The organism is Thiosulfatihalobacter marinus, from assembly GCF_016019955.1.
GTDB lineage: Bacteria > Pseudomonadota > Alphaproteobacteria > Rhodobacterales > Rhodobacteraceae > Shimia > Shimia marinus_A.
In genome coordinates, this window is the sequence record NZ_JAECRZ010000004.1 from 342539 (window position 1) to 369053 (window position 26515).

23 protein-coding genes and 1 tRNA gene are annotated in these 26515 nt (G+C 52.8%); 9 read left to right on the forward strand and 15 right to left on the reverse strand.

The features are described 5' to 3' along the window. Positions 1-25: 25 nt before the first annotated feature. Entirely contained in the window at positions 26-679 is a 654-nt protein-coding gene (locus I3253_RS08860; RefSeq protein ID WP_197917292.1) for a protein-L-isoaspartate O-methyltransferase family protein, read from the reverse strand. Positions 680-912: 233 nt separating this feature from the next. Between I3253_RS08860 and I3253_RS08865 the strand changes: the two genes are divergently transcribed. Continuing rightward, positions 913-986: transfer RNA gene (locus tag I3253_RS08865), tRNA-Cys, on the forward strand. Between the two features lie 156 nt (positions 987-1142). Here the strand turns inward: I3253_RS08865 and I3253_RS08870 are convergent. The 4 genes from I3253_RS08870 to I3253_RS08885 form a co-directional block, all read right to left on the reverse strand. Then, positions 1143-3416, reverse strand: coding sequence for an ATP-binding protein (locus tag I3253_RS08870; protein WP_197917293.1), 2274 nt, complete (start codon positions 3414-3416; stop codon positions 1143-1145). Between the two features lie 10 nt (positions 3417-3426). Continuing rightward, a complete protein-coding gene (locus I3253_RS08875; RefSeq protein ID WP_197917294.1) occupies positions 3427-5487 on the reverse strand; it encodes a hypothetical protein in 2061 nt (686 codons plus the stop codon). A 263-nt stretch (positions 5488-5750) separates the two neighbouring features. After that, a complete protein-coding gene (locus I3253_RS08880) occupies positions 5751-7268 on the reverse strand; it encodes a recombinase family protein (protein ID WP_232272128.1) in 1518 nt (505 codons plus the stop codon). Positions 7269-7458: 190 nt separating this feature from the next. Next, on the reverse strand, positions 7459-8544 hold the full coding sequence (locus I3253_RS08885) for a type IV secretory system conjugative DNA transfer family protein (protein WP_232272129.1): 1086 nt from the start codon (positions 8542-8544) through the stop codon (positions 7459-7461). 291 nt (positions 8545-8835) lie between these two features. Here I3253_RS08885 and I3253_RS08890 point away from each other — a divergent pair, with 291 nt between their 5' ends. The 7 genes from I3253_RS08890 (at position 8836) to I3253_RS08920 (ending at position 15157) form a co-directional block, all read left to right on the forward strand. Next, positions 8836-9363 carry a DUF3768 domain-containing protein gene (locus I3253_RS08890; protein ID WP_232272130.1) on the forward strand — a complete coding sequence of 176 codons (528 nt, stop codon included), beginning with the start codon at positions 8836-8838 and terminating at the stop codon, positions 9361-9363. A gap of 329 nt (positions 9364-9692) precedes the next feature. Beyond that, positions 9693-10037, forward strand: a complete 345-nt coding sequence (locus I3253_RS08895; protein WP_197917297.1) for a helix-turn-helix domain-containing protein — start codon at positions 9693-9695, stop codon at positions 10035-10037. 56 nt (positions 10038-10093) lie between these two features. Continuing rightward, positions 10094-10540 (forward strand): hypothetical protein, encoded by a 447-nt coding sequence (locus I3253_RS08900; RefSeq protein ID WP_197917298.1) that lies wholly within the window; start codon positions 10094-10096, stop codon positions 10538-10540. Positions 10541-10691: 151 nt separating this feature from the next. Beyond that, positions 10692-11639 carry a hypothetical protein gene (locus I3253_RS08905; protein ID WP_197917299.1) on the forward strand — a complete coding sequence of 316 codons (948 nt, stop codon included), beginning with the start codon at positions 10692-10694 and terminating at the stop codon, positions 11637-11639. 175 nt (positions 11640-11814) lie between these two features. Further along, positions 11815-12174: a hypothetical protein gene (locus I3253_RS08910; RefSeq protein ID WP_197917300.1), complete on the forward strand. Its 360-nt coding sequence runs from the start codon at positions 11815-11817 to the stop codon at positions 12172-12174. Then, positions 12174-14249: a type IV secretory system conjugative DNA transfer family protein gene (locus I3253_RS08915; RefSeq protein WP_232272131.1), complete on the forward strand. Its 2076-nt coding sequence runs from the start codon at positions 12174-12176 to the stop codon at positions 14247-14249. The genes I3253_RS08910 and I3253_RS08915 overlap by 1 nt, the downstream gene beginning before the upstream one ends. Positions 14250-14269: 20 nt before the next feature. Beyond that, positions 14270-15157, forward strand: a complete 888-nt coding sequence (locus I3253_RS08920; protein ID WP_197917301.1) for a replication-relaxation family protein — start codon at positions 14270-14272, stop codon at positions 15155-15157. Positions 15158-15187: 30 nt separating this feature from the next. Here I3253_RS08920 and I3253_RS08925 read toward each other — a convergent pair whose 3' ends face one another. The 8 genes from I3253_RS08925 to I3253_RS08960 form a co-directional block, all read right to left on the reverse strand. Continuing rightward, positions 15188-18055: a type I restriction endonuclease subunit R gene (locus I3253_RS08925; RefSeq protein ID WP_232272132.1), complete on the reverse strand. Its 2868-nt coding sequence runs from the start codon at positions 18053-18055 to the stop codon at positions 15188-15190. After that, positions 18039-20297 carry a type I restriction-modification system subunit M gene (locus tag I3253_RS08930; protein ID WP_197917302.1) on the reverse strand — a complete coding sequence of 753 codons (2259 nt, stop codon included), beginning with the start codon at positions 20295-20297 and terminating at the stop codon, positions 18039-18041. The genes I3253_RS08925 and I3253_RS08930 overlap by 17 nt, the downstream gene beginning before the upstream one ends. A gap of 132 nt (positions 20298-20429) precedes the next feature. Further along, positions 20430-20627 (reverse strand): helix-turn-helix transcriptional regulator, encoded by a 198-nt coding sequence (locus I3253_RS08935; RefSeq protein ID WP_197917303.1) that lies wholly within the window; start codon positions 20625-20627, stop codon positions 20430-20432. Positions 20628-20698: 71 nt separating this feature from the next. Next, positions 20699-21814 carry a tyrosine-type recombinase/integrase gene (locus I3253_RS08940; protein ID WP_197917304.1) on the reverse strand — a complete coding sequence of 372 codons (1116 nt, stop codon included), beginning with the start codon at positions 21812-21814 and terminating at the stop codon, positions 20699-20701. 274 nt (positions 21815-22088) lie between these two features. Next, positions 22089-23102: a tyrosine-type recombinase/integrase gene (locus I3253_RS08945; protein ID WP_197917305.1), complete on the reverse strand. Its 1014-nt coding sequence runs from the start codon at positions 23100-23102 to the stop codon at positions 22089-22091. Continuing rightward, the gene (locus tag I3253_RS08950) at positions 23096-23299 is read right to left on the reverse strand and encodes a hypothetical protein (protein ID WP_197917306.1); all 204 of its coding nucleotides are present in this window, start codon (positions 23297-23299) and stop codon (positions 23096-23098) included. The genes I3253_RS08945 and I3253_RS08950 overlap by 7 nt, the downstream gene beginning before the upstream one ends. Next, positions 23299-23865, reverse strand: coding sequence for a MerR family transcriptional regulator (locus I3253_RS08955; RefSeq protein WP_197917307.1), 567 nt, complete (start codon positions 23863-23865; stop codon positions 23299-23301). The genes I3253_RS08950 and I3253_RS08955 overlap by 1 nt, the downstream gene beginning before the upstream one ends. Positions 23866-23935: 70 nt before the next feature. Continuing rightward, positions 23936-24376 (reverse strand): hypothetical protein, encoded by a 441-nt coding sequence (locus I3253_RS08960; RefSeq protein WP_197917308.1) that lies wholly within the window; start codon positions 24374-24376, stop codon positions 23936-23938. A gap of 57 nt (positions 24377-24433) precedes the next feature. Between I3253_RS08960 and I3253_RS08965 the strand changes: the two genes are divergently transcribed. Continuing rightward, a complete protein-coding gene (locus I3253_RS08965) occupies positions 24434-24679 on the forward strand; it encodes a helix-turn-helix domain-containing protein (RefSeq protein ID WP_232236871.1) in 246 nt (81 codons plus the stop codon). 159 nt (positions 24680-24838) lie between these two features. Here the strand turns inward: I3253_RS08965 and I3253_RS08970 are convergent, their stop codons facing one another. After that, positions 24839-25879 carry a phage portal family protein gene (locus I3253_RS08970; protein ID WP_197917309.1) on the reverse strand — a complete coding sequence of 347 codons (1041 nt, stop codon included), beginning with the start codon at positions 25877-25879 and terminating at the stop codon, positions 24839-24841. After that, the gene (locus I3253_RS08975; RefSeq protein WP_197917310.1) at positions 25876-26418 is read right to left on the reverse strand and encodes a hypothetical protein; all 543 of its coding nucleotides are present in this window, start codon (positions 26416-26418) and stop codon (positions 25876-25878) included. Before I3253_RS08975 ends, I3253_RS08970 begins: the two co-directional genes overlap by 4 nt. Positions 26419-26515 lie beyond the last annotated feature (97 nt).

Sequence of the window (26515 nt, forward strand, 5' to 3'; positions counted from 1 at the left end):
CGGCCCGTTGTTGTTGTATCGGCTTTCAGAGTTCGAATGCGTGGTGTTTCTCGAATCCCGGAAGCACCGGGGCCCCTGCATTGAAAGCATAGCGCCATGTGATCTCGCCGTCGATCTTGTATCCGATCCGAACCGTGCCAAGCGCGCCGTCCATGAACAACGTGGCGATACGCCCACCCTCTTTCAACTGCAACGTAAGGGCATCGGGAACGAATTCGGCGCCGCCCTGCAACAGGATCACGTCATAGGGGCCGTGCTCGGGCGCACCATCTGTCAGGGCCGCGCAATGTACCACGGCGTTGTCAACGCCCTGTTCGGCCAGAAGGCCCTGTGCCTCATCGGCGCGCGTCGCATCGTCTTCCACCGCGATGACCGCCTCGGCCAGGCGCGCGATCACGGCGGCCGAATACCCCAGGCCGGACCCGATATCCAGAACCAGCTCGTCCGGCTGGATGTCCAGCCCGTCCAGCATCTTGGCCAGCACCCGCGGGTCCATGACCACCCGTCTCTTGTCCAGTGTGACATGCTCTCCGACATAGGCAGCGTTTCGGCTGCCCCGGGGCACGAACACTTCGCGCGGCACAGCCAGAAGCGCCTCGATGACGGGGTATTTCGTCACATCCGAGGGACGCACCTGCGTGTCAACCATGGTGGTGCGGAGGGCGGTATAATCGGTCATTCCAAACTCATTTGCTCAGACTCGGGATGCCCTCTCTTGCCACAACACGGCCCCCTGAGCAACGCCTCGCCCGGGCTTTTCCAACGTATTGGCCGCGACACATGGCCTGACCACCCCATCCCGGCCCGCACCGCCCCCGTTCTGCATCACCCACAAGCCAAAAAAGGGCTTGCACCGCTCCCGATTTCCCCCCATGTATGCCCCACTTTCGGGCCCGGCCCGACACCACGGATGGCGAGTTGGCGGAGTGGTGACGCAGCGGATTGCAAATCCGTGTACACCGGTTCGATTCCGGTACTCGCCTCCAAATAAAATCAAAGGCTTAGGCGGAATCGCCTGAGCCTTTCTTTTCTTTTAGTCTCTTTTTAGTCACTTGAGTCGATAGGGATTGATTAGACTGTGGAAATTTGTTTCATCGCCAGTCTCTGCCCCGCAAGGACTTCAACTCGTGCGGTTGATAAGTTCACTGCTCCACCAAGTTTGAGAACAGGCTAACCAAGGCGTCATCGCTGAACTCAGCACGCTGGCTTTGCTGTGGACGGGTGAAGCTTCCCCGATGCTCATCGTAGTCAGGCTGTTCGTACTGAACCAGTTTCTCCGACACGACCTGAAGCGCAGAATCTGGATTAATACCTGTCACCTTTGCCAGCTGTTCAAGGTGTTCCATGTGTTCGGAAAGCTCGCTTTCCGTGTTGAGGTGACTTATGGCCTCTTCGGTCTCACTGAACTCGTATCCAACGACACCTTCGAGTGCTTCAGTAACCTCGTCGGGAGCCGTGTCAGCCATAAATTCGTCCACCGCCTCGACGACCGACAGAATTTCATCAACAGGCAGACCTCCTTCAATTGCATGAACAAGTCTCTGTTCGATCAACCTCAAGAGTTTGTCCTTCTGGACGAACTCGGAATCTACAAAGTTGGATACCTGCCAGTGCAACTCAGGAAATGCCCGACCGTCGTGCCATGGTACCAGCTCCACTTTTCCAGACGCTAGAACCTCAAGGCATCTATCGAGAAAGTACTCGTCCTCGGACTGCTGCCACCAATCAAATAGCAGTTCAATTCTGTCTGAAAGAGAAAGATCATCTGACGAAACTGAATAGAAGTTGCCGCTGGATTTGATATGTCGCTGTGATGGCGTCTCTTCAATGCGACTAGCGACTCCCCTAAACAGTTGCACAAACCGCTTAACCTCTGGAGGGTGAGTTTTTAGCAAGTCCTTGACGTGCCTCCAAACTGAAGCGGCCCAGTCAACACGTCGAGCCGTCTGGGGGAGTAAGTTCAAGTACTCTCTTTCAGTCAGGTAAGCTTTCAGAAAATCCCTTACAGACGGATTAATAAAGCTCACCCTTTTACCAGAGATTGAGATAAACCCTGATTCAAGCGCTCGAAGCGCTGTCTCGAAATCTCCCGGTTTTGTTGGCTGAGAGTAGTAAGCGCTGACTGTTCTGTGTAGCTCTAAGTAGTTTTCCCTCAGCTCGTCGATTTCCTGACCGAACTGGTTTCCAAAAAAGAGAGCGACAAGAAGGTTCTGTGACCTCATGTCTAGAGATCTATATGGCTTACTCCAGACTAGATCAGGATTTTCTAGTGCGTGATAGATGTACTTTGGGTAATCGAGTGCATCGACATCATCCAGGCAATCGCTCGATACAGAGGCGATCAAACGGGGGTTATAGTTTTTGTGGTCCACTATTTTCTTCAGCCAATCGTCTTCCAATAGTGACGCAAAATGACCCTGACTTAGGCTGGATACAGACAGGTGGTTAAACAGAATATGAGACTTAATCTCCCGTGTATAAGTACCTACATCAAGCAAGTATTTCGCCAGTTGTAGCCTTCGGTCATCGACGTGATCAGACAAGTTCCGTGCTTCTTCGAAAATGTGCGCGCGGGTAGTAAGGATGAAACGAGCGTTTTTTGAGTTTCTTACCCTTCGAACGAAGGTTGCCAACGCGGTGTCTCTTTGAAGCAGTGACTGACGATCCAGTTCAATTCGTCCAAGAAAGTCGTCGAAGAAGAAAATCGTTGGCTTGCTGTCATCGATTTTCGAGAATCCATCTTCCAGTGAATTAATCGCATAGAAGTTCCAGCCATCGTTGAGGTAGTGATAGGCCACCATTCGCGCCAATGTAGTTTTACCAACACCTGGTGGGCCTGAGACTATCAGGATTTTCTCGCGCTCAAGTTTTTTCACAGCCTCATCAAAACTAGGGTTGCGGACGTAAACTTTGAGATCGCCGAGGATTTCGTCCTTTGTGGCTTGAGTGTATGTCTCCAATCCGGAATGCAGAATCCGCTCCAAAACGGCGGTACTCGACAGCCATAGCTTCATATGAGATTTTTCGATTTCGGGGTGGCGTCGAATAGCCTCCTCGAGGTCTTCTTGGCCCCAAACATCTTCCGGGCTCTGAAGATAGTCACCAATCAGTTCAGCGATTTCATCACTTTTTTGCGGTGTGAGCGAGTGCGATGTGCACAACAAGTATCGTTTTGGCTTCAAGGCCGATAACTTCGGAATCTCTTTTTTCACTGAAGCCTTGAGATTTGAAAATGTTGAACCTGCATAGTGTTTGCACTGGAGAACTGTGGCTTCTTCTCCTTTTGAGTGCCTGCCATCAACGCCACCGTCTGGGCCTGGTCCAAACGCGGAAAAACGCTTGCCAGTTTCTGCTCCAAGAATGTCTCGGCATAGCTCTTCGAAGTCGATATGAGATAGGTTTTTAAGTCTTGTCATACACTTACCACTAGGCTCCCAATGTCTTCACCTCATCATAGAGATCGGTCAAATGCCTGACCGACATATCAATCAGTGGCTCGTACATGAAAGCGTTCAGGTGAATGTTCTCCGGGGTCATCAGGGAGACCTTGTTCAAGATTTTGCCTGCTTCAGGGTCATATGCCGGGCAGTCCTTGTAGCGCTTTAGTAGCTCAGCGGTTTGATTGCTAGCAATCTGATCGAGGTCTAAGTCTTCGATGGATGCGATCATGAAGCCTTCCGCTTTCAGCCGAACTGCTATCGCCAATGTTACCTTATTCTCAAGGACTATTTCGTCAGCTGCGTCACCTTCCAAAACAATCGCGTCAGCTAGACGGTATATCATGTCTACGACGGGTTCTTGTGCGAATTCAAAGATCTCGGCTTGGTATCGGCCAAACCGATCCCGCCAAATCTGAACAACGTCCTGGGCCAGTATTGCCCCGGACCCATCCTTCAAGTGAAGGCACTTCGTGAGCTTCAGAAAATCGTCAGAATCTTCCTGTCCCGAATACTGCACAAGATTCCTAAGGAACGGAATCAGCGTCACAAATACCTTTTCTTCGGAAACTCGGCCAGAAAGATGTTCAAAAGCATCGTTCACGTATTGTCCCTGAAGAAGTTGTACGGTGCCATCGTCATCCTTCGCTCCCATAAGAACCGCATGTCGTCTGCTTAAGTAGAGGCGCGACGCAACAGTCCTGTAGAAATCAAAGTTGTGGGTAAGAATTACGATATTGAAGTCCGAGGATTCGTGCAGATCCTTGATGTATTCGATGATCGCGTACTTGTTTTTATAGTCGAAAGAGTCCGCAATGTCGTCGAATGCGATAAGACAGGTTGCCGCGTTGCTTCTTCGCGATTCAATATCAAAAAGCACTTGGAGAATATAGAATGCCCGCTGTTCGCCTTTGCTGATTGTGTTTAGAAGTGCGTTTCTTTCACAGCTTACCGACTCTTGATTTCGATCGGAGTAAACAAACTCCAAATTTGCTCCATCTTCCTTGAGGATTACATCCTCTTGGTTGGAGAGAGAAACTTCAAACGGCACATAAAATCGAGAGTTGAATGTCGCGACTAGCTCCTGCCAAATCGACACTTCTTTCTTGGCTTCGTCGAAAATCTTTTTGAGTTCTTCCTTCTGTGTCTCGTAGAACTCACAGATCTCCTGAAGGTCGGACTTCAGTTCAATGAGATAACCAAGCCAAACATCTTTTCTGAACTTTTCGTAATCCTTGAGCTCAACAAGAAGAAGGTTTTCCTTCTCAATCAATGCTTTGAACGAGCGAAGCTCGGCATTTGCCCCGATAGCCTTGTCAACCTTGTCAAATATTGCCTTTAGTTCGGGGTCATCAACAATTCGATTGATCTCTTCGGCAACAATTTCCTGTAGGTCCTCAGAGGACTCCACGACCTTGTTTCCAGCCAGTTCAATTCTGTGGCCTGCCTCAAAAAACGAGTTATCGGCGATGGACTTAATAATTTGATCTGCTTGATATGTCCCAAAAGATTTTCCCGAACTATTGAACACCGTCGATTCACGAAGCAGCCCTGTGTATGAGTCAATGTACTGATCCAGATGTTCTTGGTTTTTCTCAAGGAACTTCTTTACGTTGCCTTTTTTGTCGAAAACATCGTTGTACCTGAACTTGTAAAGCTTGGTATCTTCGCCGAGTGCTTGAAAAGCCATCGTCAACAAATCGAAGAAATTTTGTTGATCATCATTTTGGAAAGTTTCAAAGAATTCGTTTTCACAGTCAGTACTTTGTGATGTCCTTTTCAGCTTGCGAACAAACTCAGTCTTTTTCTTCTCTAGCTCTTCGTAAATCGCGTCATACGCACGCTTCAGTTCCTTACTCGCCACGAACGAGCTTATTTTGTGAGTGGCATCATAGTCAGGTTGCTCCGGATCAACGACCAGGATGTTGACGTCATCCTCGGTAAGCTGATCATCAAGGATCAGGTCGAATTTGGAAACTCGATCCGGAAAAAATCGGTCGCCTGGAGGATCCGTCTTTCGGTCGGCAAAAAAACGAAGAGTCCGGGCCAAAGACGACTTCATCGTTCCATTTGGCGCATACACTATGAATGTTGATGATTTTGAGAAATCGAAAAGGTGATTGAACTTACCGATACCGAAGCAATTTTCTAGTTTGAACTCAATTTTTTGCATGCTGATAACAACTTAGTGGGAATCTTCTAAACACTACCAAACAATCCGTCGCTCAACCAGAGGCAGCAAGCGCAGATGCCATAATTCCCCCCATCCGCCAGTCTCTCCAGGATCTTCAGAGCACTGCTCCAGTAAACGTTTTAGCTCTTCCGGGACCTAGAATATTCGATCAACCGCTGAAGCGCTCCAACCCCCGCGGGGACACCGGCCATATCTGTATCTGTGTATCGCTCTGGGTCACATTCCAAGACACTGATCATAGATTTGTGCCTTGTCAGCCAATCATACGGCTCTAATTCAACGTTTTTTCCAGCAACGACTCGGTTCGAGAACGCGTTTTCGACGATTTCCCGTTTTTCAGGTGGATCGGCCATTTCGTAAAGCAAACAAAGGGTTTTCATGAGTTCGAGAAAGTCACGGCGGTTTTGCTCGATCGCGTCTGCGTCGGGCAAATTGGCAAGGTTTTCTTCAAGTTCAGTCAACCGGAGCCGACCTGATCTCTGTCGCTCCCGATAGGTCTGGTTGTCGATGGTACCGTCGATGACCAAGTCGGTCAGCCGGTCAAGTCGCTTTTCTTCGTCCGCGATCTGGAGCCGGACAGCGCTCGCCCTGTCTTCAGTGCCCCGGTCAATGCCTTCCCTCATCCACGCTGCTTCCAGGTGATCTGCCAGTTCAGGCTCAAGTTGAAGCTTTCGCAGCTGATAGACAATCGCTTCTTCCAGGCGATCTTCTCTCATCGTTGCCGTAGGACACCCTTGTCGCTGGCATCGATAATAACAGCGCCCCTTTTGCCGTTCAGGTGACATCGGCCCCTGACAAAGACCGCACCGGAATAAACCTTGGAAAAGGTGGTTATGTCGGGTGACTTTCGGACCAGATCGACCGGCCTTGATATCCTGCACTCGCTGAAAAAGCTTTGCGGGGACAATCCGCTCATGTGTGCCATCGTAGGTCGCGCCCGTTCGGGCAATGGTAATCAGCCCAGTGTAGAAGGTGTTGTTCAGGATGGTTTCGACGCCATGCAGTGTCAGCGGTTGATCATTGAGGTTGCGCAGACCCCGTCGGGTGATTTCCGCTTGCAGGCTCCGGAGCGAGTATTGCCCACCGGCATAGAGTTCGAACATCTCTCGGATTAGCGGGGCCTTTTTCGGATCGGGTGTTTTGGGCTGACCCCTTCCGTTGTCGAGATAGCCGATCGGTGCACGGAATGGGTAGAGTCCCTGCTTGAGGCGTCCATTCAAGCCCTTGATCGTTTCTTCGCGTAGGTTGCGGATGTAGTCGGCAGCAATGACGGCCTGAATGTCGGCGGTGAGCCGTCCGCCGCGCGAGTTGAAGTCGAGGCTTTCAGTGGCGACAAAAACATCCACGCCGATATCTGGCAGTTCACTGAACATCGCCCAGTCTCGTGGATTGCGGGCCGCTCGGTCGATCTTGTGAATGACCACGCCCTTGGCGGCACCACGTTTCAGTTGACGGAGCATCTGGTTAAATTTCGGACGCCCTCCTTTGGCGGCGGTCTGTTTTTCTTCGAACCACTTGATGATGTTGAGTTCGTGACGACTCGCAAAGCCCGTGATCGCGTCTTTTTGTGCTTCGAGTGAGACACCCTCTCCCTGCTTCTGGGTGGACACCCGGATATAACCAAAACATGGCTTCATACGTCGTCTGGGTCATCGGACTCTATCATATCCTCGGGATCTGTCGAATCCGGCTCCTCCTTCCAGGGCCAGGTTCCGTCCGCCAACATGCGCAGGTACATGCGGCGGCAAAGTTCGAGATGTCGCTGTAAGTGGTCATCCTTGTTCATTCCCAAAGCTTACTGAAACTCACGTTTGTTCAAAGAACAGGTCAGTCGTTAAGATCGCGCCTTAGTGGTGGAAACGTTGTCATCGTGAAAGCCTTGCTGGGCTGCCCATCGATCATCATCCGAACAAATGCTCGGTGATTTGGTTGATTTATGAGGTCTCGGATCTCTGCCTTTCCCAATTGCGCAGATAAGAGCGGTGCATCTGATGCTCCGATGCGAAAACAGATCATCGTACCGACGTTTCCCATGACCGACGCAAAAACGGGATGGTCGTTTTGGCCAGTGTGCTGCTGGCTGAGAATGACGCCGAGCTTGTATTTTCGGGTCTCGGAAAGAAGGTCAGCCACGGCCTCCGTGGTAAAGGAGTGAAACTCGTCAACGTAGAGAAAGAAGGGGCGTCGTTCGGCTTCGGAAAGGTCATGTCGTGAAAACGCGGCATGTGTGACCCCCGAGACAATTAGACCTCCAAGAACATTGGCAATATCTGACCCTAACCGTCCCTTGGCCAGGTTCACGATCAGTATTTGGCCTTGATCCATGATCTGCCTAAATCGCAACGGTTCTTCCGGCTCACAGATGGCTTTTCGAACGATGGGATGAGCCAAGAAAGCTCCAAGCTTATTAGCGATCGGTGCAAGACCGTCAGTCGCATTCTTGTAGTTCATCGCCGGATACTCTTCCGTCCAGAACTGCCGAACTTGTTCATCCCGGACATGTACCAAGACCTGCTTTCGAAATTCTCGATCCAGGAAGATCTGAATGATATCGCGAAGATCGGTCTTGGGAGTATCGAGCAAGGCAAGAATGGCGTGACGAAGAAGATGCTCCATGCGCACGCCCCAGGCATCGGCCCACTGTTTCTTGAGCGTTTCAATCAAGCCTGAGGCGATCAGCGGTCGCAGCGCCGGTGAGGTCTTGGTCAGTGGATTGTATCCAAAGTGGCACGTCGGATCAGCAACGTTCCAGACATGTGCCTGGTCACCCATTTGTCCACTCAACGTTTCGGCCAAGTCCCCGTGGGGGTCGACGAGTGCAAAACCAATACGTTGCCCGTTGTCCTGGATAGCCATGTTCATCAGCAGTGTCGATTTTCCGGTGCCGGTTTGACCGACAACATAAGTGTGCATGAAACGATCGTCCTGACGCTGACCGAAAGCGAAATCGCCATAGCGATAGTGAGCTCGGCCTATGATCGTCAGCTTGTTCCGAGGAGAAAGCATCCAGCTATGATGCCTTTGGCTCCCTTCTCCCAAAAGTACCAATGAATCCTTCGGCTCACCATTCCCGAATTTCGGGAATGACCGGTGGTAGGCGGGAGATGTGCAATCTCTCACAATGATGGCGGAACAGTTCCTGTCTCCTTTCGAAGGGTGCGTCTGAAATTGGTTCGGACGACCACCCCACGGAAGGAGATCAAAATGCCAAAAGATATCGAAATCTGGGAAATGGTCGGCGCATATCCGACCTGCGGCAACTGTGGTGCAATGAATGTCGTCCGCGACGCCTGGGCTGAATGGAGCATGGCATCCGGTGACTGGGTGCTAAAGACGGTGTTTGATGACTTCGCCTGTGACAAATGTGGTGAAGCCAACACACCGGTCTGGAAGCTCGACAAGGACTTTCGGACAAAGCGGATTGCACGTCTAAATGACGCGCTTCGGCACGGTCAACTTGATCAGGCCACGGTCGTTGTGACGATCGGCGTCAAATCGATGGGTGAGGATTTTCTAGCCAAAGCTGGGCAAGCCGTAGTCGCATTCGATGAGTTTTCTGAGGAAAACGACCCGCATGGCGAACATGACTTCGGCGCGTTCGAAATCGATGATCAGAAGCTATTCTGGAAAATCGATCCTTTCGATGAAAAGCTGGAATATCATTCGCCGGATGCAGCCAACCCGAACCTGACCCATCGTGTCCTGACGATCATGCTTGCTTGCGAGTATTAATCATACAGATCGAAGAAGTTGCAACATGGCTCGTCCAATTGAGACGGGCCATTTTCATTCCTTGGGAGAGAGACCGACCGGTACTGGCGAGAAATCTCGAAATCGAGGAAAATGCCTTTACTAGGAATTGAAAACGGGTTTTGCCGCCTTGGGCTCGGAACCGGGAGATGCGAAACGGGCTTCGCCCTTTCGCACTCAAACTCATCGCCCGGTTCCGAGAGTGCTGCGCACGGCAAAACCCGTTTTCAAAATTTCCGAGATTCACCTGTGGTATCAGGTGTGTGCAACGTCGGCTATTATCCCTCATTATTCGATAAGCCAAACCCGCCATGTTTGAGAATTTCATTTTCGACCTGAAGGTCGCACGCAAGAAGTCCGGCTTGACCCAGGCTGACTGTGGTCACCTGATCGGGTCTTCTAAGAATGTTATAAGTCAAATTGAGCTTGGACAGCGCGTCCCGACAGTCAGTGAGTTGTGCTCTTTATCATTGATCTATGGACGTAGCTTCGACAGCTTCTACGCCGATACCTTGCGCAAGGTCCGCAAGGATCTTGCCAGCAAATTGAAGTCGATGCCCTCCGAACCAAAGGGGTGGCCCGGGTCCTTTGCGAGAAGGCGCACACTCGCACGCCTGACGAGCAGATTAGAAGAAGAAGCAAACGAGATCATATGAAGTCCGGAAACCAACGGATCCTCGCTGTGGCCGCGAGGACGGAAAGGATCGGATGTGTGGTCGTCGAAAGCGGCGATCTGGTCTTCTGGGAGGGTTCCGCTGAAATGGCCAAGGACGCTGATGGGGCGGCGAAACAGCTTCGCGCATGGATACAAGAGTTCCAGCCTGACGTTGTCGTTTCGGAAAACCCAGATGCGGCGGGAAAAAAGAGCGGCGTTCAGATCCCAATCTTGCAAGCGTTCGTTGAAGTTGCTCAGGACGTGCAAGCCGTCAACTTGGTTGTGCGCCGAGAGCGCCCATTCCAAAACGTCTACGACGAAGCCAAACGCTTGGCAGAAGAGTTTCCAGACCTTGAAGGCATGGTGCCGGAGAAGCCACCGATTTGGGGCAAGGAACCCTACAATCTCGTGTTCTTTGAAGCTCTGGCTCTGATGCGAGATGCAGGACTTTTGCAGCCGTTGGCAGGACCCGCAAAAGCCGACGCCGAAGGCGAAGCAGTGTAAATAGGTTCGTGTTCTTCAGAATTTGCCGCAGCAACCGCTGCGGCTTTTTTTGCCTGAACATCATGCCCCTCACACAACTATTGAGTGAGCACATATTTTTGGTGCAAGATGCTGCCAATTAACAAAAACAATCATTGGGAGGGATGGGATTATGTCAGATCGTCTTCGGTCATATGACGTCGCGCGAAAGACTTTTAGCTTTCTAGAATTCATTGGATGGAGCGTCGTTGTTGTCGGTATCATCGCTGGCTTCATTCTGGCAGGGAGTGCCGGGCGATACGCAAGTGACGGTCAGAAGTTCCTGTTGTTTCTGATGGGCGCAAGCGGCTCGTTGCTCGGCCTATTTATGGTGGGGGCCGTTCAGAACTGGAGGGCAAGTGTCGATTCCGCCGAGTACGGTCAGCAAGCACTAAAGGTGGCCCGAGAACAGCTGGAAATTTCCAAGCAAAGCCTTAAGCGCCAACTGGCAGACAGTCAGTCTTTTGCCGCTTTGAAATCCGCCACCGAACAGCAACCCACTGCTTCCTTTGAACGTAAAGAGCCCAGCGTTTCACGTTCGCCGAAAAAGGCCGAGCCAGGCGAGCATCGGGGTCACAAGATCATCCGTGTTGGGGGCTCTTATCGTGCTGCTGGGGATGTTTTTGCCAGCCACCTTGAAGCGGTCGCTGCGATCGACAGAAAGCTCGATGCTCCGGCTATCGAAAACAAACCCGCAATGCCTTCCTCGATGTTACTTGGACCGGAGGCAACAGCGGCAAGTGAAAAACAACCGATACCAGTTGAGCAGACGTCAACAGATGGAAGGACTACAGCGCCCCGCAGCTATGCCGAAGCGGAAACGCTGGAAGAACCTAATGGACCAGGCGTCGCGACCGGGACAAATCGGAATTTGGCCGATGAAGAAGTTGCCGTCGAAATGCCAGAGGCATCACCAGCGATCAGCACTGATCCGGCAACTGTCACAACTGAGGTGGACCCAGCCACCAAGATTAAAGAGGAGGGAGGTAAGTTTCTCTATGGCCGAATGGAGTTTTCGTCGCGCGAAGCGGCTGAAAAGTACGTCCGTCAACTCGGGGTAAACCCGAATTTTCGCAGCTAATCGCCCCCCCCATACGGACCCACAACCTCTATGGGTATTCCGTATGGGGAAACACTCGTGAAAACTGCTGAACATACCAGAACAAGAAACGGCCATTTACCATCATGACTTCATCCGCTTTCGCTTCTTCACCCACCACCCCAAAATGCAAAATTAGCCTGCCCGGCTTAACCTGATGCGTGTTTCAATAGATCATCATACAATCCGCAAAGGGTTCCTTCTGAAGAAGACGTACTACGAGGTCCATCTAACCGTTGCCTTTACCCATGAAGAGAAACAGATCATCCGGCAAAGGGGACTATTAAAGACCAAGCTTGTTGATCGACGACCAGCCAATGCTCGGGTGGATGATCGTGATGAAAAATTTGAACTGCGCGTCGAACATCTGATGGATGGCAGGACCGATCGGTTTCTCTGCGCCACGCCATCGAAATCCAAGATCTACGAAGAAGATCTTCTGGCGATGTTGAACCAGATGAAAGCCTGGCTCGACGATAACGCCGAAACTGGCACCCGAACCGTGGTTGAGTTCTGATGCAACGTTCGGCGTTCGATGATCTCTTCAGTGGCTCAGCAGCCTTTGTGATTGTCGCGGGCTTCCTGGCGCTTGCGATCATCGTGACGCCATTCCTGATCATTGGCGCAGCACTCTACATCGGCATCCGGATGTATCGCGAAAGCCCGAAGCGTCTGGAGCGACTTGCCCGCGAGGAAACCGAACTCCTGTACAATCACGCCTTGGCGGGAAACGTCCATCTGACCGAAGGTGAAGTCGATTCCGCACTCGCGCATCACTGGCCACCTGATATGCCGGATGCGCTGAATATCCAGTTGCTGGAGATCGGCAAGGAGCTTTTTGCACAGGAAGGGTTGATGCCGGAAATCCCACCGCCACCAGCCCTCTGCAACACGGTTGAAGGCGCGCGCTACCGGGACATGCTGGCGCGGGTTGGTCAGGCCCGCAGCGACCGGGTAATGGTGTTGTCGGCACTGAATGTGATCTCGCAGAGCCTGGGCACGATTGCTGAGGCTGTTCCTCCAATTGATGGTGATGTTCTGGTCGAGGTCACGCAGTTCGTCCACCCGCTAGGGAGCGCAGTACAGAACGTGATCTCGCCGTTTTTCCAGGACAACGATTACAACCATTTCAAGAAACTCCGTGAACGCCTCGACGCCAATCTTCAGAAGACCCACCGAACGCAACCGATCTTTCCGCGCGAATACAAAGGCGACGATGTGGTCGATACCTACCTGTCTGGCACGGTTCTGAAAGAGATCTTCCGACTGCGCACGCCATTCACAATCCCAGAGAAGAGCCGGTTCGAACACACGCATATCGTTGCCGGGTCCGGTCACGGCAAAACCCAGACTTTGCAGCACTTCATTGCCAGGGATCTCAAAGACGTCGAGCGACACGATAAATCCGTCATCGTGATCGACAGCCAGGGCGATCTCATCAATACGATCCTGAAGGCGAAGACTCTGCCGCCCGATCGGATCGTGCTGATTGATCCGGAGGACATCGGCTTCCCAGTTAGTCTGAACCTCTTCTCGGTCGGCCAGGAACGTCTGGAGCGCTATGACGATCTGGAACGCGAGCGGCTGACCAACTCGATTATCGAGCTCTATGATTTTGTCCTGGGATCGCTCTTGTCCGCAGGCATGACAGCAAAGCAAAGCGTTGTCTTCCGCTATGTCACCCGGCTGATGTTCCACATCCCGGATGCGACGATCCACACGCTTCGCGAATTGATGGAACCAGGTGGCACCGACAAATACCGTGAGCACATAGAAAAGCTCGAAGGCACGCCGCGCCGTTTCTTTGAAGCCGAATTCGACAGCAAGGAATTCACCAACACCAAGACGCAGGTACTCCGCCGTCTCTACGGCGTGCTGGAAAATCAGACCTTCGAGCGGATGTTTACGAACCCGCAGTCGAAGTTCGACATGTTTACGGAAATGAACGCGGGCAAGCTCATCCTGATCAACACGTCGAAGAGCTTGCTTAAGGAACAAGGCACCGAGATCTTCGGTCGTTTCTTCATAGCGCTGATTGCCCAAGCCGCTCAGGAACGCGCCACATTGCCGGATTACGACCGCTTACCTGTGATGGTCTATGTCGATGAGGCACAGGACTACTTTGACCAGAACATCGGCGTGATCCTCAGTCAGGCTCGGAAATACAAGGTTGGCATGATCATGGCGCATCAATACCTGGGGCAGCTCTCAAACGGTCTTCAGGAGGCGTTTGAAGCCAACACATCGATTAAACTGGCCGGTGGCGTTTCTGCCCGCGATGCACGCGCTCTGGCCGGGCAGATGGCATCCAGCGCCGAAAAAATCCAGGAACAGCCCAAAGGCACCTTCGCCACCTATGTGCGCGGCCTGACTAAAAACGCTGTCCCGATCAGTTTCCCGTTTTTCGTGCTGGAAAACCTGCCGCGAGCGTCGAAAAGCGAGATTGCAGATATACGCGAGCACAGCCGAGAAACCTACGCCGAACCATTGCGGAAAAAGGCTGAACATGACGCACCACCGGAGAACCATGAATCTGAAAAACTTGAAGAAAAACAGGATGATGACCCAACATCCCGTTCTCCGGAGCTCTGATTCCTGCTAGTATGCCGGGCATGACGCAGACGGACAGCCTTGGCAGGTCAACATTCCATCACATAGCGCCTCAAACTGGCGTCAGGCCGACGAATCGCGAGATTCGCTGGCTCAAACATATTGAGCGTCACGGCCCCCAATCATCGCAGTATCTTTATGAACTGACCCGTGGTACGCATCGATGCAAAGACACGGCCCTTCGGCAGATGCAGAAACTGCGTGCGGGAGGTTTTCTTCGGTTGCCTCAGCAACAACGAGCCACCGAAAACTCTGATTTCAATCCTTACGTCTATGATCTGACCAAGGCAGCGAAAGTTCATCTGTTTGATCTGGGGCTGGCGGAGCCGACTGTTCGTCCGACAGGCCATTGGTGGCATGGCTTTTTGACGTCGTGTGTCACGAGTTCGATCGATATCGCGGCGGCGCGACGCGGTGTCCAGTACATCCCAGCGCACACGATCCTCGCCAAGCAGGGCGCGACGCTAGAGATCCCGATGAAGCGCGGCAAACTGATACCTGATCAGTTGTTTGCGCTCGACTACGGTGGCAGCTTCCGTTCGTTCATGCTGGAGGTCGATCGTGGGACGGAGCCCATCAAAACCGCAGCTGCAAGAAAATCGCTGGATCGTTCGATTGATCATTATCTTGAAGTACTGGAACGTCAGTTGCATCAGTCGCACTATGGCCTCAAGGCAAACATGGTTGTTTTGTGGGTGTTCACAAGCAGATCCCGTCAGGCACGTTTCCTAGAAATTCTAAGGACAAGATCACATCCCGCTGGAAGGGCAATAGTTTCCCAGGTGGTTAATTCGGTGCAGCTCTACAAAAACGTTAGCGCCGGATTGACACTAGGCAGTTGGGCTTCAATTGGTTCAACACCGTTTCAGATAATCGACATTCCTTCGTAGGCAATGCTGCGCTTCGCAGCCGATTGTTTCTTAGTCGATACCGTCAATGAAAGTCTCAACAAAATCCTTGATCTTGCCGATCACGCGTTCCGCGATGCTACCGCGTTCACGGAGCTTTGGGCGTGTTTCCATGATGCCAATGACCTCGTCCCGCATTGGCGGTTTTTCAGTGAATAGATAGTTTCCAATGACTTTTTCCAGACCTTCTGCGTCCAACCCTTCATCCTCTGAAAGCTGTTTGATTGCTTGGCGTTTTTGCTCGGTCCAGTAGGTTTCAAATTCATCGCTGACATCGGCCTCGGCTGGGATGTTCGGGAAGTGCTCAGCAATGAACCGGGCGATGAGTTCTTTCTTGCTGCGCAGTTGGGCTTCCGTGTCCAGGATATCCATGATCGCTTTGCGCTGCTTCGCCTGATCTTCCGGTTTGGAATCCCGCATGTTTTGCAGAAGGGCAATGATATAGCTGACGTTGATTTTGTCGCGGCTGATCAGCTCGACTTCAAAGTCGATATCGTCAAGGATCGACACCTTTTCCTTCTCGTGGTCACTGCGGACCTTGTCATAAAGATCGAGGTACTTGCTCCTGAAATCTGCAAACAGTTGCTCATCAATCGGCAGATCATCGAAGGTGAACTGGGTGAAGCAATCCAGCACGTTTTTGACACGGATGACTTCCCGGAACGCCTGGATGAATCTGGCCTCATCCTCCTCGGTGAGAAGGTCATCCACGCTTTCGACGGTAGGGGTTACTTTGAACAGTTTCTCGACCGCCTCTTGGAACTTTTTGATGTAGTCCTCGTACGGGGCAAGGATGATGTCTTCGATCGCATCCTTGTTGGCGAAGAGCTCGATCGCCTGGTCGGTGGCCGGTTTCAGGTTGCGGAAGCACACGACGTTGCCTTGAGATTTTTTCTGTCCCAGAGTTCGGTTTGTGCGCGAGTACGCCTGAAGAAGGCCGTGGTACTTGAGGTTCTTGTCAACGTAGATCGTGTTCAGCGGCTTACTGTCGAAGCCGGTCAGGAACATGTTCACGACCAGCAGAATGTCGAGCTGCTTCGCTTTCACGCGCTTCCCGATATCCTTGTAGTAACCATAGAAATTGTCAGTCGAGAAGTTGGTGCCGAACATGCTGTTGTAGTCGTCGATGTACTCATCAAGCTTGTCGCGGCTGTGTTTGTTGATCGGGGCGTCCCCGCCACCATCAGGAATGATGTCGGTGTCGATGAATCCGGCCACATCCTGGTCATCTTCATTGGCCTGGTAGGAGAAGATCGTACCGACGCGCAAACTATGCGCTCCTGCGTCTTTTTTAGCCCGTAGCAGCTCGTAATAGGCGCAAAGGGTCTTCACGTTGCTGACGCAGAAAATGGCCGTGAATTCGCGGCTGTGCGTCTTCCTGGCGTGGTTGGCGATGATGTAGTCGGAAACCTTGTCCAGCCGCTCCGGTGCTTCCATCACTTCGGCGGTGTCGATCGCCTCGACTTCGATATCGGCAATTTCGTCCTTCTGCTTCACCGTCCGAATGTACTCGACCGAGAACTTCAGGACGTTCTCGTCGCGGATCGCATCGGTGATGACATATTTGTGCAGGCAGTCGCCAAAGAGGTCTTTGGTGGTCCGTTTGCCGAGTGCGTTCTTCGAGGCGTTCTGTGCGAAGATCGGTGTGCCGGTGAAACCGAACATCTGGACGTTCGGAAAGTACTCGACGATCCGGCGATGCGTGTCGCCGAACTGGCTGCGGTGGCATTCGTCGAAAATGAACACCATGCGCTTGTCCTTAAGCGCATCCATCCTCTCTAGGTGCTTCTGTCGGCTGATCGCGGTGTTCAACTTCTGCAAAGTGGTGACGATGATCGGCGTGTCGTCCGTGAACTGCTTGACCAGGCTGCGCGTATTGTTGGTGCCGTCGATGCTGCCTGGGCTGAAGCTGTTGAACTCTTTGATCGTCTGATAGTCGAGGTCCTTCCGGTCGACGACAAACACCACTTTGTGGACGTTCGGCGACTGGGTGAGGATCTGGGCCGTCTTGAACGAAGTGAGCGTCTTACCGGACCCGGTCGTGTGCCAAATGTACCCATTCTTCTCGGTGTTTTTGACCCGCTCGACGATGGCCTCAACGGCGTAGTACTGGTAGGGCCGCAGCGCCATCAAAGTTTCGTCGCTCTCGTTCAGAACGATGTACTTGGTGATCATTTTCGACAGCTGGCATTTTTCCAAGAAGACCTCCGCAAATTCGGCCAACTGCGTGATTTTCTTGTTGTCCACGTCAGCCCAGAAGAACGTCTGTTTGAAGTCGCGCTTATGGATCGGGTTATTGGCGTAATACTTGGTGTTAACACCATTCGAGATCACGAAAATCTGGATGTATCCAAAGAGCCCGTAACCAGCCGAGAACGAATGCCGGTGATACCGGTTGGTCTGATTGAACGCCTCTTTCATCTCTAAACCACGGCGCTTGAGTTCAATCTGCACGAGCGGCAACCCGTTGACCAACAGTGTCACGTCATAGCGGTTGGTGTACTTGCCGGTCATGGTGACCTGATGCGTCACCTGGTACTGGTTCTTGCACCACTGGATCTGATTGATCAGCTCGATATACCCGGTGGTGCCATCGTCCCGCCTGTAGTCGATCTTGTCGCGCAGGATCTTGGCTTTCTCGAAAATGTTGCCCTTGGCCAGCTTGTTAAGAACCTGCTTGAACTCAGCGTCGCTGAGCGTGGTGCCATTGTGGATTTCGAGCTGGGATTTGAGGTTTTCGACAAGGGCCGTTTCATCGGGAATCGAGACCCTCGAAAACCCCAAGGTCTCCAGTTGGGCGACAAGGTTGTTTTCGAGTTGTTGTTCAGTTTGTGTATTCATACTCAATGTCTGGGAAAAGCCTTCACGCGTCGGTTTCAACTGACATCCGATCAGAGATAAGCGCAATCTTTTCGTCAACCGCGTCGTTAAATGCTGAAAGGAAATCTGCTATCTTGCGCTGTTCATCGGGATGAGGAATGTCGAGTAGTAGTTTTTCAAGATTGCGCTTTGAGACTCCTAAAACAGAAATACCTTGAGCGATCCGAATGATCTGTTTGCGCATTGCAGGACTTCTTAACAAATAACCTGAGAAACCGAGTACAACACTCTCACCTTTTGGGCGTGCTATGAATGTATGCAGCCCCGCCACCAGAGTTTTTTCGCGAACTTGCACGATCTCAATCGCTTTTCCAATGTCTGCGTAGTCTTCGGAAGCATCGGCAATAACCACATCACCGGGTCGGCAGAATTCTTCGTCGGATCTAGGGCTGAAGTTTGCACTTGGCGCAATGAATGGCACTTCTTCTTGATCTTGGTGGAAATTCGCTTTGAATTTTTTGTGAATGTCACCGTAGTGAATGTTCTGGATAGTGCCATCCTTGTCCGTGAGATGTTCACGAGACAGGCTGTTCGTTCTAATCCATCCGAAAACGTCACCAAGCGGCTTTTCCTTCCATTCTGGGAAATCGTGACCGTTGTCGTCTTTGAACCGCAAAGTTCGGGAAAAAAGATTTTGCATTACGCCGTGTTTGTAAACCTTTAAAAGTTCAACATTGTGCCCGGCAGGCGGAGAAATCCGCAATTCAGAACAAAGATCTGAAATAGTTTTGTCGACCTCGTGCATTCGGAGTTCGGCATTTCTCAAAGAGCGCGACACAGCTTCAACGTCAATCGGTTCTTCTGGCTCAAAAGTATCGACATAGCGTGGAATGTGCAGATTGTAGTCATTTTCCGCCACCTCTGCGAGCGACGCTACATGAGCATACTTCTCAACGTCCTTGCGATCCGAGTATGTATCGATGATTTTTTTAACTTGGACATCCGTTAAGATGCTTTGATTTGGAGCCTTCTCAAATTCTGCACTCGCATCAACAAAAAGAATATTGTCATCGTGAACGCGGCATTTCTTGAATACCAAGATACATGCGGGGATAGAGGTGCCATAGAAAAGGTTCGGCGGCAGCCCGATCACGGCATCCAGGTAGTTCAACTCTTTGATGATATATTCACGGATCACGCCTTCAGCGGCTCCACGAAACAACGCACCATGCGGAAGAACAACAGCAATAGTTCCATTGTCGGCCATCTGATAAATCATGTGCTGAACAAACGCAAAATCGGCTTTAGACGCCGGGGCAAGCTTTCCGTATTGGCTGAATCGTTCATCGGTTTCGTTGAGCGGATTGCTCGCTCCTTTCCACTTCGCGGAGAAGGGCGGATTTGCGACCACTGCCTCGAACCGTTGATCGAGGTGTTGCGGTTCTTCGAGGGTGTCTTCTTGCTTGATGTCGAACCGGCTAAAATGCACGTCGTGCAGAATCATGTTCATCCGCGCGAGGTTGTAGGTCGTGCGGTTGAGCTCTTGGCCGTAGAACGAGCCAACATCCGCCTCTTTGGCGATACGCAGAAGCAAAGAACCAGACCCACATGCAGGGTCATAGGCTGATTTTATCCGTTTCTTGTCCAAAGTGACGATCTTGGCCAGGATTTTAGAAACCTGCTGCGGGGTGTAGAACTCACCAGCTTTCTTACCCGCACCAGAAGCAAACTTCGAAATCAGGTACTCGTAGGCATCGCCCAAAACGTCCGCATCGACTTTGCCGAGCTCGAAGTCGATCTTGTCGAGGTGTTTGAGAACACGCGCTATCAGCGAGTTCCGGGCATGAACGCTCCGACCGAGCTTGGTGCTGTTGAGGTCCAAGTCCTCGAACAGCTTGTTGAAGTCGTCCTCACTGTCGGTTCCCATCGTGCTTTGCTCGATGGAGTTGAGGATCGCCTGAAGGTCTTCCAGGATGAAGTTGCTTTTGCCCTTGGTGTCAGCGTTGCCTTTATCGCTGATTGCCGTGAAGAGCTCATCCGGATGCAGGAAATAGCCAAGCTTTTCGAGGGACTCCTCCTTGATTGCCTCGATGTCGTCCTTGTCAGTGACTTTGGCGTAGTCCTTCACGTCCTCGGTTTCGAGAAGCTTGTTGGCGAAGAGGTGCTGTTTTTCGGATAGGTATTTGTAAAAAATGAACCCGAGAATGTAGTCGCGAAACTCGTCGGCATCCATCTTCCCGCGAAGTTCGTTAGCGATGTTCCAGAGTTGCTGTTCGAGCCGCTGTTTCTGTGCTTCTGTCATGATTTCATTGTATATTTTTGTGCCGTTATTCGCAAAGTGACTTAGTGGGCATCAATTAGCAACTCGCAATTGAATGCTGTCGAAAGGAATGGGTGGCCAAGCTGTGCACGCCTGGCCACCCTGGCTCCTGTATCAGGAGTGTCGTTTGGGCTCTTCGCGACCATCCAGCCGTTGCTGAAGCCAGTCCAATACCTCGCTCTCAACCCATCCCACTCTGTTCGGGCCCAGCTGTACCCGCTTTGGGAATTGGCCTGCCTTTTCCAGCCGCGCGACGTGTTGCGGCGAGTAGAGGACCAGCTCCTTGAGCTGGCGCTTTGAAAGTATCCTCATCACGATGTCTCCAAGATTGAAGAGCATCGCGATGCCCTAGGGTTGACAAAAGCCTAGGCTGGGCGAGCGTATCAGGTCTCAATCAATTTGGCGATGTATTCATCAAATCGGGCCATCGCCTCTCGCTTTTCTTCTTCGTATGTGTGCTGGTTATAGACTGCCGCCACACCACTGATGGTACCGGTGACGTGGTTCAAGAGCTTTTCAGTAACGTGGATTGGTGTCCCAATCTTGGCATGAACGGTAGCGAAAGTTCGGCGTAGATCGTGCAATGTGTAGGGCGCAACATCTTCTAGGCCCTCATCAAATCGCGCCTTGTGCCACGCCCAACCACTGAAGGTCTTTTCATTGTTCGTCGCAGCGGGAAATAGCAGGTCTCCGGTATCGGGCAGACCCTCGATGATCTCTTGGCTCCTGCCAGAAAGTGGAAAACGGTGTTCGCGCTTGTTCTTCGTGAACCCGGCAGGAAACACAATGTAACCGTTGCTTATCCAAGTCCGGCGCAGTGACCCGACCTCTGTTCTTCGCTGACCAGTAAGAATCAAAAGCTGCATGATCGGACCAAAGGGGAAAGGGGTTTCTTGTGACCGCAGAAAGACGTTCCTCAGCTCACCCTCGCTCAAAACACGATTTCGCGCAGTCGTACCTTGTTTGATCTGCGGAACGACTGATTGCTCCACCAGCCCATGTCGCACGCACCAGTTCATCATCGTGCGGATGGCAACATAAGCGTGCGATTGCTCCGAAGGCGTATTCGACAGACCGGAAACGACCTTCATAACTTGCTGGCGACTTACATCGCCCAGGTTTCCTGCAAACCGGAAATGCTTGTCCAGGTGTCGTGTGTAGTCTGCAACCGTTCGGGGCTTGTTCCTGTTCCTACAATCTTCAAGAAACCGATCTTTTGCCTCATCAAATGAAATTTCGTGCTGGTGTTCTCCGTGCGCCCCGTCTTGATGCTGGACAAAAAAACGCTTGGCTTGCGCCCGCGCGTCGGAAAGCGACATTTTGGGGTAGCGACCTATCGTCTTGAGCTGGCGCCTTTCGCCGTACATGACCACAAACGACTTGCTCTTGGTTGAGCACCTAAGGCCGAAACCTGGCGTCAGCTCATCCCAGTGTGTCACTTGTCCCTGGGCGGGATGCGGCAGCTTCTTGATTGCCATGTCAGTTAGGCGCAGCTTCACTTTAGTCTCTTTTTAGTCACATAAATCGGGTGCGTTTAGGGGTTTCGCTATGTTCAACCATGCGCACATTCTTGCTACTTTATCAATAAAATAAGATACTTTCGGTGCGGCATGTTCATCTATGATGTCATTAAGGATCGGATTGCAAATCCGTGTACACCGGTTCGATTCCGGTACTCGCCTCCAACCTTTTCAATAACTTAGCTTCTTGTCTACTCATTTGGGTATCACCTCGGGTATCAGTTTCTCGTTCTGGACTTGTTCTGTTCTGCCGTCACTTTCTCTTTGCCGCCGCTTGACGCGCGCGCGTGATCTGCCTCGCCTCCCCTGCATATTTGATAATCATCGCCTTGGAAGTGTGACCGCTGAAACTGGCGATTTCGTCGTCAGTGCAGCCCGCCCAGGCCAATTCCATGACACCGCGATAACGCAGCGCATGTTGATCGTAGGCCATCAAGCCCAGCCGCTTCCGCTCGCGCACCATCACGCGGGCCATCGCGTGATAGTCCATTGCTGACCCATCAGCACGGGTCAGGATGTGGCGCGACGGGTGCGGCGCGAATCCCAGATCAGCCTTGGCACGATCCAGCGCGGCTTTGAGCGCCTCAGTACAGGGAAGGTGCAGCGGCTTGTCGGTCTTGTTTTGGCGCAGCTTTAGGGTTTCCCCGTCATAGTCGCCCCATTGGAAGTCCACCCAATCACCCGGACGCTGGACGCTTCCCACGCCGATCTCGAAGATCAGCAACGGCAGCGGCTCACCCTGATCACGCATTTTATCCACTGCCCAATCTGCCCATGGCAGGTGCGGTTTCTGGCGTGCCTTGGGAACCTTGAGGGGTTCAATGTCGATTGCCGGGTTGTCCTTGCGCCACCGCTTACGGATCGCCAGCTTGGACAACATGCTAATCGCGGTCGGGATGTAGTTAGCGAACCGGACGCGGTGGCGGTTCTTTTCCATCGCGTCGTAAATGTCAGCTTGGGTCAGCCGCGCAACGTCCTGGTTGCCGATCTTTTCCTTGAGGTATTCAAAGACCGGCTCAAGGTCTTTGCGATAGCGATGAGAGAAGTTCGCCCATTTATCTGTCTCGCGCATCGCCTCGATTAAAGCCTTCCAAGACGTTTTTGCGGTGATGTGTTTGCCTTGGCGAATTTCCCAATAGCGGCGGTCAAATTCAGCAGTGCCTTCTTCAGCCTCAATGGGCGTATAGATCATCTTTCCGTTGTTCAGCTTGCGGAAATACCAAAGGCCGGTCTTGGGGTTCTGCCAAGTGTAGCGTTTCTTCACCATTCGATAGGCCCACCATCAGTCCCATCACCACGGGCGATGGATTGCAGTTGCTCTACGTCCCAACGCTCAAAGCCGCCAATGTCCATAGGCTTTGGCAAAACACCGTCAGCCACAAGGCCGCGAAACTCCGCAGGCTTCATATCAAGAAGCGCAGCAGCTTTCTTGTCACCGGCAAAGAGGATGTTGGGTGCTTTCATCAATCGTCCCCTTTGACCTCAATCTCATAGCGGATAATCGGCAGGGGGGATGTGTTCGCGATGTGGTGCGCCAGGCCGTAGTGATCGACAGTTACACCATGAAAGCTCTTGTTCTGCCCCATCAGTTGCTCGCCCTTCGCAAGGTTGTCGATCCGAGCAGCAACGGGATTGCCATCTTTTTCGGGCAAAGCGACAAAGCTGAATTGGTCGTCTTCAGACGCACCACGGACAGCGCCCCCGCGAATACGGTCCATTTGTTCTTGGTTGAGTTCATCGCCGTCAAACACGGCGGTATCGTCCCAGCGCGAGAGCGCTGCAATCACCGGAAGCACAGCCATACCCGAAAGGGCTTCGGCTGTTTCGAGCGCAATGCCGCTTTGGGTAAACGCGCGCATCACTGTCATTTTGATGACGTCCGAAAGGTCGTATTTGTTCCAGCCGTCGCTGCGCCCTTGGATAACGCCACGACGCCGCCAGTCCCGTTGAAGGGCGGTGGAAACACCTGCGACCATAGCCACTTCGCTTGGCGAAAACTCACGTGTGACGATTTTTACAGAATACTTCATAGGGCGGACCTCGCTGCTTACCGTGAGAGATACCACGCTTATCAAAGCGTGGCAACCCCCACGTTTTAGCTTAGGCCCGGTAAACGGTATGCCTCGGGTGAAACTGTTGGGCGATGTTTCTCGCGCGACTCGTCCCGTCCTCGATGATCTTGAGGCCGTCCAGTCCCTGACCGGCAAGCCAATAGATCGCTTCCTTCAATTGGGTGCTGTCCTCCAGCGCGCCGTGGGTTGCAAGCTGATGTATGATTTCAAGCGCCGCACGGGCTGCATACTGAGGCTCTGCAAATTCACGTGTGTCTTTGAGCGTCCGGTTGATCTCTGCCATCGCCTCAATCGGGTCTTTGGGCAGGCTGGTCTCGTATGCCTCTTGCCGCTGGCGCAGTTCAGTAACCTTGGCAAGGTGGACATCGTATACCTTCTTGCAGGCAATCGCCTCTCCATGCACCTGGTCGTTTTCCCACTCTTGAATTGGGCGCAGTTCATCGTTCGCAAAATTGCGTTCTTTGGTCATTGTTTTGGTCTCCGGTTGTGGTAATGTTCCAAAACAGAACATAAGGAATGTTCCAAATTGGAACAAGAAAAAAATATCACATCAGACCAACTTCGCGCGGCGAGAGCGATTTTGGACATGTCTCAGGCAGGCCTTGCAGAGCTTGCAGGGGTGTCCTCTATGACTGTGAAAAGGGCAGAGGGATCAGGTAAACCCTATCCAGCCGAGAAGGCTATCGCGGCCATTCGCACCGCCCTTGAAGTCGCCGGGGTTGAGTTCATTGCTGAGAATGGTGGCGGCGCAGGTGTGCGACTCAGGAAGTAAGCGCACCGGCCCCGGTGTGAACCGTGCCGGTGCTGCGCCGCGTTGCCAGGAATTTCAAAAAAGGCAACCGCGCCATGTCGGGGTTTTTGATAGCGGGCCACTCACCGACTAAAGCCCAGCTTTTCGGGGAGACTATCAAAAACCCCCGCGCGGCCAGCGCTATTCCCAATCCACCAGTTTCAAAGCAATCGCGGGATCTACCCCGGCCTCTTTGGCCTCTGCCAGCGCCTTCACAAGCGCCGTGACAGTCCGTGCGCGTCCACCGCTATCGAACGCCTGTAGGGGCCGCATAACGTCCAGCGTGACCGCCGATCCCAGCTTGTCCGTGGCTTCCTCTGCCATCGCCTCTGCCATCGGCTGCAAAGTCCATTGGGCAAGGTGGCGTTGTGATTCTCTCACCATCGGACCCGTGGTTGCGGCATTACTCAGGCCGGGAAGGATACCAAAGACATTGTTGATTTGGTCGCGCGCTTGATCCAGCGTCTTGTCCATCATCGCCTTTTGCAGATCGGGTGTCAGGTCGTTTGCCCGCCAGTCTTGCGCCGGGGCCGGTCCACCCGCCGCCTGCACTTGCACCGATTCGCGCACCAGCACCCGGCCACGCGACCCGCGAAAGCCCCGCGCAATGTCGGTCAAATCGGTTTCCGGCGTTTCCGGCATTGGCACGATAGACGATCCCAAGGGGGCATCGCCATAGACCTCGACCAGCCCGCGCTCGATCACTTCCAGAAGATCCGCAGACAGGCTTGCCCGTCGCAAAGGTGCCGTGCCGTGCCAAGGCTGTGAGGCATCCGCCCCAATCCGAAAGTGCAGCACCTCGCCAGCAAGAGCCGTCATGGACTTGCCGCCGCCTGCATCCGGCAACGTCAGCCGATATGCCGAGGGCCGGGAAAGCCGGGTGGACAAGTCCCAATCGGAGACCGGAATCAGCATATCGTCGGTGATGTAAAACAGCGCTTCACCCCGCAAGGCCAGCATCCGCCCCGCGATTGCCAGAAGCCGCTTGGTCAACAGGTCGGTGCCGTTCACATCAGCGACAGACAGGCCGTTTTCCCAGAGCGTGACCGCGCCTTGAACGGTTGCCGTCAGTTCGGCGCGCCCGCTTGTGCCGGTGATGTATGCCGCCCGTGCCTGCATCAGTTGGGCGGTGTATCCGGTATCAGACCGGGTTTCGATTTTGCGTTTGAATGGCCAGATCATTTCTGCCTCCGATACGGGCGCAACAGATCAGCCGCCCCGCTGTTTTGAAGCGCCCGCGCCGCATGTGCCGCGCTGCGCTGATAGGTTTCCTGAATAGCCCCGCCCATGTTCACGCTGTAGCTGGACACGCCCGCGCGGTCTGTTTCGTCGGCCATGTATTCAGCCAAGCGCCGGAACGCCTCAGAGACCGCTTTAGGCGGATCGCCTGCCCCGACTTGCGCCGTGATCTTGAACACACCGTCAGAGGGCAGACAGAGACCCACAGGACCGTCAGCAAGTGTGACAGAGACCCACGCGCCGCTTTCCCATTTCTCAGCCGTGTAAAAGCCCAGAGGCGACAGGGGCGCTTGCCAGTCCTCACCCTCGCCGCCCTCAATAGTCCACACCACTTCCCGCGCCGTGTGGCGGGTGCGGGTGTATGCCTCGATCCGTTCCCAGATCATTTCCGCATCAAGCGCCGCCGCCGGGGTCGAAAGCCCGGACGGGGTGGCCGGATAGCTTGCCGGGGTTTCTTCGATTTCTTGCAATAGATCAGCCATTACGCCCTCCACCGTTGCACTGAAGTGGTCCCGGAAATCCGGACAGTTAGCTAAGGTGTATCCCGAACTTTTTGGAGGGATACGAGATGGCGAAACG

Excerpts from the sequence above, each read along its gene's own strand:
- I3253_RS08860 (WP_197917292.1), bottom strand. The coding sequence starts at position 679 with ATGACCGATTATACCGCCCTCCGCACCACCATGGTTGACACGCAGGTG.
- I3253_RS08870 (WP_197917293.1), bottom strand. The coding sequence starts at position 3,416 with ATGACAAGACTTAAAAACCTATCTCATATCGACTTCGAAGAGCTATGC.
- I3253_RS08880 (WP_232272128.1), bottom strand. The coding sequence starts at position 7,268 with ATGAAGCCATGTTTTGGTTATATCCGGGTGTCCACCCAGAAGCAGGGA.
- I3253_RS08885 (WP_232272129.1), bottom strand. The coding sequence starts at position 8,544 with ATGCACACTTATGTTGTCGGTCAAACCGGCACCGGAAAATCGACACTG.
- I3253_RS08890 (WP_232272130.1), top strand. The coding sequence starts at position 8,836 with ATGCCAAAAGATATCGAAATCTGGGAAATGGTCGGCGCATATCCGACC.
- I3253_RS08895 (WP_197917297.1), top strand. The coding sequence starts at position 9,693 with ATGTTTGAGAATTTCATTTTCGACCTGAAGGTCGCACGCAAGAAGTCC.
- I3253_RS08905 (WP_197917299.1), top strand. The coding sequence starts at position 10,692 with ATGTCAGATCGTCTTCGGTCATATGACGTCGCGCGAAAGACTTTTAGC.
- I3253_RS08910 (WP_197917300.1), top strand. The coding sequence starts at position 11,815 with ATGCGTGTTTCAATAGATCATCATACAATCCGCAAAGGGTTCCTTCTG.
- I3253_RS08915 (WP_232272131.1), top strand. The coding sequence starts at position 12,174 with ATGCAACGTTCGGCGTTCGATGATCTCTTCAGTGGCTCAGCAGCCTTT.
- I3253_RS08920 (WP_197917301.1), top strand. The coding sequence starts at position 14,270 with ATGACGCAGACGGACAGCCTTGGCAGGTCAACATTCCATCACATAGCG.
- I3253_RS08930 (WP_197917302.1), bottom strand. The coding sequence starts at position 20,297 with ATGACAGAAGCACAGAAACAGCGGCTCGAACAGCAACTCTGGAACATC.
- I3253_RS08935 (WP_197917303.1), bottom strand. The coding sequence starts at position 20,627 with ATGAGGATACTTTCAAAGCGCCAGCTCAAGGAGCTGGTCCTCTACTCG.
- I3253_RS08945 (WP_197917305.1), bottom strand. The coding sequence starts at position 23,102 with ATGGTGAAGAAACGCTACACTTGGCAGAACCCCAAGACCGGCCTTTGG.
- I3253_RS08950 (WP_197917306.1), bottom strand. The coding sequence starts at position 23,299 with ATGAAAGCACCCAACATCCTCTTTGCCGGTGACAAGAAAGCTGCTGCG.
- I3253_RS08955 (WP_197917307.1), bottom strand. The coding sequence starts at position 23,865 with ATGAAGTATTCTGTAAAAATCGTCACACGTGAGTTTTCGCCAAGCGAA.
- I3253_RS08960 (WP_197917308.1), bottom strand. The coding sequence starts at position 24,376 with ATGACCAAAGAACGCAATTTTGCGAACGATGAACTGCGCCCAATTCAA.
- I3253_RS08970 (WP_197917309.1), bottom strand. The coding sequence starts at position 25,879 with ATGATCTGGCCATTCAAACGCAAAATCGAAACCCGGTCTGATACCGGA.
- I3253_RS08975 (WP_197917310.1), bottom strand. The coding sequence starts at position 26,418 with ATGGCTGATCTATTGCAAGAAATCGAAGAAACCCCGGCAAGCTATCCG.